At 70.0% G+C, this 9630-nt stretch carries 11 protein-coding genes and 1 riboswitch; of the genes, 2 read left to right on the plus strand and 9 right to left on the minus strand.

What is annotated here, in order from left to right; genetic code table 11:
• Positions 1-25 precede the first annotated feature (25 nt).
• The 5 genes from JWP54_RS02235 to JWP54_RS02255 form a co-directional block, all read right to left on the minus strand.
• A complete protein-coding gene (locus JWP54_RS02235; RefSeq protein WP_297366635.1) occupies positions 26-679 on the minus strand; it encodes an ECF transporter S component in 654 nt (217 codons plus the stop codon).
• 31 nt (positions 680-710) lie between these two features.
• Positions 711-821, minus strand: a riboswitch (TPP riboswitch).
• 168 nt (positions 822-989) lie between these two features.
• The gene (locus tag JWP54_RS02240; RefSeq protein WP_297366637.1) at positions 990-1319 is read right to left on the minus strand and encodes a hypothetical protein; all 330 of its coding nucleotides are present in this window, start codon (positions 1317-1319) and stop codon (positions 990-992) included.
• Positions 1320-1377: 58 nt separating this feature from the next.
• The gene (gene dinB, locus JWP54_RS02245; RefSeq protein WP_297366639.1) at positions 1378-2643 is read right to left on the minus strand and encodes a DNA polymerase IV; all 1266 of its coding nucleotides are present in this window, start codon (positions 2641-2643) and stop codon (positions 1378-1380) included.
• Positions 2644-2739: 96 nt separating this feature from the next.
• Positions 2740-3357 (minus strand): hypothetical protein, encoded by a 618-nt coding sequence (locus tag JWP54_RS02250; protein ID WP_297366641.1) that lies wholly within the window; start codon positions 3355-3357, stop codon positions 2740-2742.
• A 29-nt stretch (positions 3358-3386) separates the two neighbouring features.
• The gene (locus JWP54_RS02255) at positions 3387-4403 is read right to left on the minus strand and encodes an LLM class flavin-dependent oxidoreductase (protein ID WP_297366643.1); all 1017 of its coding nucleotides are present in this window, start codon (positions 4401-4403) and stop codon (positions 3387-3389) included.
• A 216-nt stretch (positions 4404-4619) separates the two neighbouring features.
• Here JWP54_RS02255 and JWP54_RS02260 point away from each other — a divergent pair, with 216 nt between their 5' ends.
• Positions 4620-5024 (plus strand): DUF3566 domain-containing protein, encoded by a 405-nt coding sequence (locus JWP54_RS02260; protein WP_297366645.1) that lies wholly within the window; start codon positions 4620-4622, stop codon positions 5022-5024.
• 93 nt (positions 5025-5117) lie between these two features.
• Positions 5118-5735, plus strand: a complete 618-nt coding sequence (locus JWP54_RS02265; protein ID WP_297366647.1) for a TIGR03086 family metal-binding protein — start codon at positions 5118-5120, stop codon at positions 5733-5735.
• Between the two features lie 94 nt (positions 5736-5829).
• On the opposite strand, the gene JWP54_RS02270 is transcribed toward JWP54_RS02265, so the two are convergent.
• From JWP54_RS02270 to JWP54_RS02285, 4 genes are all read right to left on the minus strand, one after another.
• The gene (locus JWP54_RS02270; protein WP_297366649.1) at positions 5830-6939 is read right to left on the minus strand and encodes a VIT1/CCC1 transporter family protein; all 1110 of its coding nucleotides are present in this window, start codon (positions 6937-6939) and stop codon (positions 5830-5832) included.
• Positions 6936-7223 carry a hypothetical protein gene (locus JWP54_RS02275; RefSeq protein ID WP_297366651.1) on the minus strand — a complete coding sequence of 96 codons (288 nt, stop codon included), beginning with the start codon at positions 7221-7223 and terminating at the stop codon, positions 6936-6938. The genes JWP54_RS02270 and JWP54_RS02275 overlap by 4 nt, the downstream gene beginning before the upstream one ends.
• Before the next feature lie 23 nt (positions 7224-7246).
• A complete protein-coding gene (gatB, locus tag JWP54_RS02280) occupies positions 7247-8782 on the minus strand; it encodes an Asp-tRNA(Asn)/Glu-tRNA(Gln) amidotransferase subunit GatB (protein WP_297366653.1) in 1536 nt (511 codons plus the stop codon).
• A partial coding sequence (locus JWP54_RS02285; protein ID WP_297366655.1) for an amidase occupies positions 8782-9630 on the minus strand: 849 nt, incomplete at its 5' end. The genes JWP54_RS02285 and gatB, both read right to left, overlap by 1 nt.

Consider the following 9630-nt stretch of genomic DNA (forward strand, 5'->3'; position numbering starts at 1 on the left):
TGCGACTGCCGGCATCCGCCGTCAGTCACCGGGTGGGTTGGGGCCGGGCACGGTCGACGTGGCCCGTTTCCCGGCCGGCGGCGAACCGCGACAGGGCCCCGGTGCGGGCGAGGCCGCGCACGGCCAGCCAGGACAGCAGCCCGGCGAGGACCGTGCCGGAGACGACGGCGGAGACGAAGTAGACGGCCTTGTAACCGAAGTCCATGGCCGCGTAGCTCGTGAAGGTGGTGTCGAGCAAACCAACCGCCACCCCGGCACCGGCACCGGCCAGCAGGGCAACACCGAGGCGCCAGTTGGCGTACAGGAACAGCGCCAGGATGATCTCGGCGCCGAGGCCTTCGACGACACCCCAGATCAGCGTGGAGAAGCCCCACTGGGTGCCGATCAGCATGGAGACGACCGCTGCGACGACCTCCGTGTAAACGGCCGCGCCGGGTTTGCGGATGATGAGGCCACCGAGCACGCCGGCGAAGAGCCACCCGCCCGCGAGGAGCCCCTCGAGTCCGGGGGTGAACGCGAGCAAGGCGCTCAAGGGCGACCAGGCCAGGCCCCAGGCCCAGAAGATGACGCCACTGGCAACGCCGATGACGCTCGCCACAACGATGTCGACGACCCGCCAGCGCAGCACGCGTGGTTTCCGGGTCGGCGACGGGGACAGGGTTTCGCTTGATGCATGCACTGATCGTGCCCTTTCCGTAGAGAAATACAGGGCACGGGATTGAGAAGCCTCCCTGCGCTGGCATGATCCAGATCAGGTTCGACGGTCGAAGCTGAAGTAGCTCCCTCTCAGCCCGGTTCACCGGACTCCCGTGTTCGATTACGAGTATAGGTGTCCGCCCGCGCATCGGGTCACGCCCGCGGGCGCGCCAAACCGGTGCGGGGTGCCTGCGGAGCGCGCCCGAACGCCGGTCGAGCCTGTCGAGACCCCGCGACGCGCGCGCGCGACGCAACGTCGTTCCGCGGCAGACCGGCGCAACGTGCTCTGCGCGCTACTTCTTCAGTGCGCGGATGATGCGGGCGATGGCCTTGCCGGCAACCCAGACGAAGGGGATACCGACCGCGAGCAGCGAAATCAGGTTCGGCTCGAAACGGGCCGCCCCGCCGGACTTCACGTACGCGCCGATCGGGATGGCCATTCCGCCGCCACCGCCGCCGGCCGCACCGTCCGCCTCGTCACCTTCGCCGCCGCCGCCGAACCCGTACTGCACGAGGGCGACCGGCACGATCGTGACGCCCTCGATCTGCACCGGATCGCCGTATGCCGACCGGACTCCGATGGATCCTGCGTTTTCTGCGAGCTTCAAGGCGAGATTAGTCATGCTGAGAGGGTACTCCCCCTCCGTGCGGGGTGTCCTGCCCGGTTCCGCCGGTCCGGGATCAGTTGCCGGCGTCCGGCGTCCCGATCGGGTGCACGTCCCGCTTCGGCGCGCTGCCGCCGCCCAGCTGCGACGCGGGGCGCACGATGCCCCGGCCGAACCTGGCGGTCACGGTGTCAACTGCCAGTTCGGCCTCGCGCCAGTCGTCGTCGTCGTCCCACAGGCCCATGCCCGCACCATCACCGGTACCGAGCTGCTCCGCCCGCACCCCGATGAGGCGCACCCGGATGCCCCTGGCCGCCAACACGTCGAAACTCGCGGCGACCTCTTCGTAGATCCGCCGCCCCACATTGGTGGGCTCGGCGAGCGTGCGGGAGCGGGTGACCGTGCTGAAATCGGCGTAGCGCAGCTTGAGCACCACGGTGCGTGCGACGAGCCCGTTGCCGCGCAGCTTGGCCGCCACGGCATCCGCCTGCCGCAACAGCTCGCTGCGCAGCCGGGCGGGATCCGTCACGTCGTGCTCGAAGGTCACCTCGTGCCCGACGCTTTTCTCCTCCCGTTCGAGGTTGATCGTGCGCGGATCCCGGCCCCAGGACAGATCGTGCAGCTTCTGCGCACCGGCCACGCCCACCGCCCGCTCGAGCGTCTCCCTCGTCGCGTGCGCGATGTCCCGGACGTGACGGAGGCCCATGCCCAGCAATGCCTGTTCGGTCGTGGCACCCACGCCCCAGAGGGCACCGACCGGCAGCGGATGCAGGAATGCGATCGTGTTCTCCGCGGGGATCACCAGCAGTCCGTCCGGCTTGGCCCGCCCGGACGCCAGCTTGGCCACGAATTTCGTCGATGCGGCGCCGACCGAACAGGTGAGGCCGGTCTCGGCGAGAACCCGGGCGCGGATCTTCTGCGCGATGTCAGCGGGTGACCCGTGCAGCCGCCGTGCCCCGGCGACGTCGAGGAACGCTTCGTCGATGCTGAGCGGTTCGACCAGCGGGGTCATGTCGGTGAAAATGCCCATCACCTGCCGGGACACCTCCGCATACCGGCTCATATGCGGTTCGAGCACCACGGCGGTCGGGCACCGGCGGAGGGCGATAGCCATGGGCATGGCCGAATTGATGCCGTACTTGCGAGCCGCGTAGTTGGCGGCGGTCACCACAGACCGGCCGGACCGGTGCCCGATGACGACCGGCAGGTGCACCAACTCCGGGTGGTCGAGAAGTTCGACGGATGCGAAGAACGCATCCATGTCGATGTGCAGGATGGTGGCAGTGGTGTCGTCGACGTCGCTGCCGGTGGTCTGCCGGTCGCTGCCGTCCTGCTTACTCATGCAGCTCTCGCACCCTTCCGCCGCCGTGGCCGCCCCGATTCGAACCTCGCTTCGAGGGTACCGGTTCTGGTGGCGATGTGGGTCCCGGACGGCGGGTCAGAAGCTGCCGAAGTCCCCGCCGAAGTCGCCGCCGCCGAAATCACCGAAACCGCCGGAGTCGCCGCCGAAATCGGAGCCGGAGTCGGCCCCGGTGTCGGTGCCCGCGTCCGCGCCGGAATCCGTACCGGTGTCGCCGCCGGCGTCCGCCGACGCATCCGCATCCCCGCCGACATCGGGCAGGAAGGTGCTGACGATCGCCGAGCCCACGACGTAGCCGGCCACTGTGCCGAGCAGGGAGGCGCCGAGCATGCTGCCGAAGCCCGGGCCCTGCCGGCCGCCGGCCTGGTCGCCGCCGAAGGCCCGGTCCAGGGTGCCCGGCTGGCGCAGTTCGGCGCGGGTGGCGGCCTTGGCCAGGGTGGCCGGTTCGGCGTTCGCGGGGCGTTCGCCCTCCATGGCGTTCTCCGTCAGCTGGGTGAACAACAGGTCCCGCTGTTCATTGGTGAGCTTGCTGAACGCCTCCGTGTGAACCTGCTCGATCGTTTCGGGCGGGGCGGTGCGCAGCAGGTACCGGTAGCGCTCCACGGCGATCTCGTCTTCGCTGCGTTGCGGAGCCGCCGCACGACGCGGCTGTTCGGGCTGTTCGGGACGGCCCAGGAGGCGGTCGAGGAATCCCATGTGCGTTCTCCTTCAGTTGGGGTCCCAGCCTAGGCTGCGCCCCGCCGCTCCGACAGGACCCCGGCCAGTGACTCCAGCGCATTCACAGGGTCGTCCCCCGCCGGAATCAACACCACGCTGGTGGCGCCGGCCGCGTGCAGTTCGGTGATCCGGCGACGGGCGGATGCGGCGGTGCCGACGACCGCAAGCTGGTCGACCCACTCGTCCGGCAGCGCCTGGGCGAACTCCGCCCGGCTGGCGCTCCGGGCCCGCAGCGCAGCAAACTCCGCGGCGAAGGGCAGCACCCGGATGTGCGGGGCCCAGTCGGCGTCGCCGATCCACTCCAACGCCGGCCGGGCCGCAGCGCGCGCAGCCGCAGGGCTCTCGTGCACCGCGACGACGTTGTAGGCCACGACCTGCCGGGCGCCTCGGGCCGGGCGCAGCTCGGGAAAGCCGTGCTCGCTGCCCGCGGCCGCCCCGGCGTCCAGGGCGTCGATGGCAGCTGCAAGGTATTCGGGGGTGACCGGCTCCGCCAGCACCACGCCGTCGGCGGCGGCACCGGCCAGGGCCAGGGACTTCGGACCGCGCACCCCGGCCAGGACCGAGGGCACGACGGCTGGATGAGTCGCCAGGGTCACGGCATCCGCGCTGGCGTACCGGCCGCTGACGGTAACTGAGGCGCCGGTCAGCAGGCTGCGCACGAGATCGAGGTTTTCGGCCAGCATGGCCAGCGGGCTGGCCGGCCAGATGCCGCCCTGCCGCATCCACACCGGCATGCCGTGGCCGATGCCCACCTGCAGCCGGCCGGGGAACAGCTCGGCAAGGGTGGCCACCTCCAGGGTGGTGAACGCGGCGTTGCGAGCAGCGGCGGGGAGGATGCCAATGCCGACCCTGATGGTGCGCGTGGCGCCGAGCACGACGGCGGCCTGCGCGATGCCGCCCCGGAAGAAGCAGTCCTCGACCACCCAGATCTCATCGAAGCCCAGGTCTTCGGCGCGGCGTGCGTAGGCCACGAAATGCTCGGCGGGCAGGTCGCGGGGCAGCATCACGGCGATCGCAGCGGTCACGGGAATCCTCCTTCGGTGGACCGCCGGTCGTGGCCGGCGGGATTCTTTTTTTTCGAACTTAGCGCCGGTGCGGGCCGACGCGGCGAACTGTTTTCGTAGGAATGAGACGTTTCCCCAGGTGCCGGACATATATTGCTATGGGGACAATTGATTCGGGGGAATTATGACCGGTTACTGCGTGATGCGTGCCATCGATGGCGAGGCCGGGGTGGCCCGGTGAGCGACGTCGCCGAGAGGCTGGCCCGGAAGGGCGATCGTGGCGAACCGGTCCGGCAGATGCGCCTCGGACTCGCGCACATCGGAGTCTGGTCGAGCGTGGAATTCGCGTTCCTGCTCTCGCTGTGCCTGAATGCGGTGACGGTCCTGCTGATCTTCCTCCTCGTGCGCGCCGTCACTGACACCAGCGTGTTCGCCGACGTCACCGGGGCGTATCGGGACCTCACCAATGAGTCGATGGATCTCGGCGAGGTGTTGAAACCGGCCACGGTGTGGGCTTTCGCGGCGGCCGTCGCGGTGCTCAACACGGTGCTGATCAGTGCGGGCGGCGCCTGCTACGCGTTGCTCTACAACGTGAGCGTGCGCGCGACCGGAGGGGTGCTCATCGGTTTCCGCAGCAGCTGACCGGAATGCCCACGGGCCCGATGTCGTTGCACGTCCCAACAGCCGACGCCCCGGGGCGGATGCCGCGTGACCCACCAACGAATTGAGCCCACTGTGACTTCTGACATCCTGACGACTTCCGACCCGACATCCGACGACGCCCTCGACGAGACCGCCGTCGACTGGTTTGCACTGCAGGAACGCGCGCATCTCGAATTCGGCGAGCGGGTGGCGGGCATCCGGGACTGGACCGCCGCCACGCCCGACAAGGAGTGGAGCGTGGGTGACCTCGTGCGCCACGTGGTGCAGGAGCAGCAGTGGATTCCACCGTTGCTGGCCGGGCTGAGCATCGACCAAGCCAAACGTCGGGTCGACCCGTTGGGCGATGACCTGGCCGCCGAGTGGCGCACCCACTCCGCCCGGGCCACCGCGGCCTGGCAGGCGGCGCCGGCGGATGCGTCGGTGCAGCTGTCCTACGACACCGTCACGGTGCTCGATTACCTGCGCGAGCAGGTGTCCGACGTGACCATCCATTCCTGGGACCTGGCTCGGGCCACCGACGCCGACGAAAGCCTCGACGACGCCCTGATCGAAGCCGTCTGGACCGTGTTTGAGCCGCAGCGCGACGCGCTGGAGGCCAGCGGCCTGTTCGACTCCCCCGTGCCGATGCCCGAAGACGCCCCGCTGCAGTCCCGGCTGCTCGCCCTCACCGGGCGCGACGACCGCCGCTGACCCGCCGGGCTCCGCAACTGTGCCCCGGCCGGACAAATGCACCCGGCACACCGGGACCACTTGTCCGCAGCAGCAACAGTTGCGGCGGCGTGGGCTACGCGACCGTGGTGCCGAAGAGGATGCCGAGGAGGTAGGTAACGCCCGCGGCGCCGAAACCGATCGCCAGCTGGCGAAGCGCCCGCTTCAACGGCGGTCCGCCGGAAAGCAGGCCCACCACGGCACCGGTGGCCAGCAAAGCCAGGCCCACGAGCACGGCGGCCACGATGATCGCGGCGATGCCCTCCATGCCGAACAGGTACGGCAGCACCGGCAGCAGCGCGCCGGAGGCGAAGAAGCAGAAGCTCGACACGGCGGCGGTCATCCCGGTGCCAATCGCCTCATGCTCGTCGATTTCGGGTTCGGCGGGTGCCGTCAGCCGGCTCACATCGAGCGCACCGGTCGCCACAGCCACGGTGCGCAGCACCTCCCGGGCGTGCACCTCGGCGTCGGCCTCCGACATGCCCTGCGCCCGGTAGACCAGGGTCAGCTCGTTGGCGGCCACGTCCAGGTGCGACAACACGCTGCGGGTGGCCGGGTTCGGCGTGGACGCGTCGAGCAACTCACGCTGAGACCGCACGGAGACGAACTCCCCCGCTCCCATCGACAGCGCCCCGGCGAGCAAGCCGGCGATGCCGGTGAAGAGGATGGTGGCCGCCGGTACCCCGGTTGCACCGATGCCGAGCACCAGGGCCAGGTTGCTGACCAGGCCGTCGTTGACCCCGAACACGGCGGCCCGGAACGTGCCGGAGAGCCGCTGCCGACCGCGGGCGGCGAGTCCCCGAACGACCTCCTCGTGGATGCGTTCGTCGGCAGCCATCGCGTCCGTCGCGTCGGCGTCCCCGTCGTAGGGTGACCGGGCTTCGGCGCGCTGGGCAAGGGCGAGCACGAACACCGAGCCGAACCTCCGGGCCAGCAGCCCGAGCAGCCGGGTGCGCATGGCACCCTTCTTGGGCGCGCCGGCGCGGTCGCCGAGCAGGTCCCGCCAGTGTTCTTCGTGCCGGCCCTCGGCCTCGGCCAGGGCGAGCAGGATCTCCCGTTCCTCACCGGTGCGCCGGCCGGCCAGGTCGCGGTACACCGCCGCCTCGGCCTGTTCGTCGGCCAGGTACTGCCGCCACCGACGGATGTCGGACTCGCGCGGTGCGTCGCGGTCGGCCACGGCGATCATGACTCCGGCGCAGCTTCGAGGCAGCGCTGCGGCACCTTGGCGGACTCGTGCGGGCCGGTGCCGTCGAGGCCGTAGAACGGCTCCTCGAAGTGCACCACCCAGATGGCTTCCTTGCCGACGACGGGCGCGTACAGTGCGCTGCCGATGAGCTCACCGGGCGCCGTGATGACGCCGATGGGGTCTTCCACCAGCGAGTCGGGGTAACGGGCACGGTCCAGCCGCACCACCACCTGCATGCCGACGCCGAAGGCGGCGGCCGCACCCGCCGAAGCGGGAGCGTCCACCGGACGGCGTTTGAAAAGGGCCACTACTGTGCCGATTCCGACGGTGCCGATCCGGCACGTTCCAGCACGAGTTCCCGGACGCGGGCGGCATCCGCCTGGCCGCGCATGGCCTTCATGACCGCACCGATGACGGCGCCGGCAGCCTGGACCTTGCCGTCGCGGATCTTCGCGAGCACGTCAGGCTGAGAGGCGAGGGCCTCGTCGATGGCGACGATCAGCGCACCGTCATCGCTGACCACGGCGAGTCCGCGGCTGGCGACGACCTCGCTGGGCGTCCCTTCGCCGGCGATGACGCCCTCGAGCACCTGGCGGGCTAGGCGGTCGGTGAGAGTGCCGTCGGTGATGAGTTCGATCAGCGCGGCGACCTGCTCCGGCGTCACGAGGCTGTCGGCGGAGACGCCGGCCGCGTTGGCGAGGCGGGCGACCTCACCGGTCCACCACTTGCGGGCGGCCTGGGCGGGTGCGCCGGCGGCGACGGTGGCCTCGAGGGCGTCGAGCAGGTCCGAATTGACCACGTCCTGGAACTCCAGGTTGACGAAGCCCCAGTCGGCCTGCAGCCGCTTGCGGCGCGCCGCCGGCGGCTCGGGCAGGGTGGCGCGCAGCTCTTCGACCCAGGCCCGCGACGGGGCGACGGGCACCAGGTCGGGCTCGGGGAAGTACCGGTAGTCGTCGGCGTCGCTCTTGGGCCGGCCGGCGGAGGTGGTGCCGGTGTCCTCGTGCCAGTGCCGGGTCTCCTGGGTGATGGTACCGCCGGCGGTGAGCAGCGCCGCCTGGCGCTGGATCTCGTAGCGCACGGCGCGTTCGACGCTGCGCAGGGAGTTCACGTTCTTGGTCTCGGTGCGGGTGCCCAGGATGTTCGAGCCGCGCGGGCGCAGAGATACGTTCGCGTCGCAGCGCACGTTGCCCTCTTCCATCCGGGCGTTGGAGACACCGAGCGCCTTGACGATCTCACGGATCGCGGCGACGTAGGTCTTGCCGATCTCGGGGGCATCCGCTTCGGCGCCCTCAATCATCTGGGTGACGATCTCCACCAGCGGCACACCGCCGCGGTTGTAATCCACCAGCGAGTAGTCGGCGCCCTGGATGCGTCCGGCCGCGCCGCCCATGTGGGTGAGCTTGCCGGCGTCGTCCTCCATGTGGGCGCGTTCGATGTCGACCGTGACCTGGCGGCCACTCTCCAGCTCGATGGTGAGTCGGCCGTTGAAGGCGATCGGTTCGTCGTATTGGGAGGTCTGGAAGTTCTTCGCGGTGTCCGGGTAGAAGTAGTTCTTACGGGCGAACCGGCTGGTCTCGGCGATCTCGCAGCCGAGCGCGAGGCCCAAGCGGATCGAGGACTCGATGGCCTGGCGGTTCACCTGCGGCAGCCCGCCGGGCAGGCCAAGGCAGGTGGGGCAGGTGTTGGTGTTGGCGCCGGAACCGAACTCGTTGGCGCAGCCGCAGAACATCTTGGTCTTGGTGTTCAGCTCGACGTGGACCTCGAAGCCGAGGACGGGCTCGAACAGCTCGTGCGCCCTGACGTAGTCCATCAGTTCGGGCTTCTGTGCGGTGGCGTTCGCCATCAGACGGCTCCCTCTTCGCTCGCGAACATCTCGGTGGCACTCAGATCGGGTGCCTGACTCAGCAGCGGACCGCCCCACCGGTCGACGAGCAGCTGCTCGAGCGCCGCGCCGTAGGTGTAGAGGCGGGCGTCGGCACGGGCGGGGGCCATCAGCTGCATTCCGACCGGTAGGCCGTCTTCGGGCGCCAGCCCGATCGGCAGCCCCATGCCCGGGACCCCGGCGAGGTTCGCCGGGATGGTGGTGATGTCGTTGAGGTACATCGCCATCGGGTCGTCGATCTTCTCGCCCAGCTTGAAGGCGGTGGTCGGCGCACTCGGGCTGACCAGCACATCCACCTTCTCGAACGCGGACTGGAAGTCGCGCTGGATGAGCGTGCGCACCTTCTGCGCACTGCCGTAGTACGCGTCGTAGTAGCCCGCCGAGAGCGCGTAGGTGCCGAGGATGATGCGGCGCTTCACCTCGGGACCGAAGCCCGCCTCACGGGTCGCCGACATGACCTGCTCGACGGTGCCGCCGCCGTCGGGCGTGACCCGCAGACCGAAGCGGACCGAGTCGTACTTGGCGAGGTTGCTGGACGCCTCCGCGGGGAGGATCAGGTAGTACGCCGCGATCGCGTACTCGAAGTGCGGGGCGCTGACCTCGACGATCTCCGCGCCGGCCTTCGCCATGATGTCGAGCGACTCCTGGAACCGCTGACGAACCCCGGCCTGGAAGCCCTCGCCGTTCAGTTCCTTGACCACGCCGACCCGCACGCCCTTGAGCGCGTCGCCGGTCTGCCCCGCCCGCGCCGCGTCCGCGAACGACGGCCAGACGTCGGTCAGCGATGTGGAGTCCCGGGGGTCGTGCCC

Source organism: Cryobacterium sp. (genome assembly GCF_025463825.1).
GTDB lineage: Bacteria > Actinomycetota > Actinomycetes > Actinomycetales > Microbacteriaceae > Cryobacterium.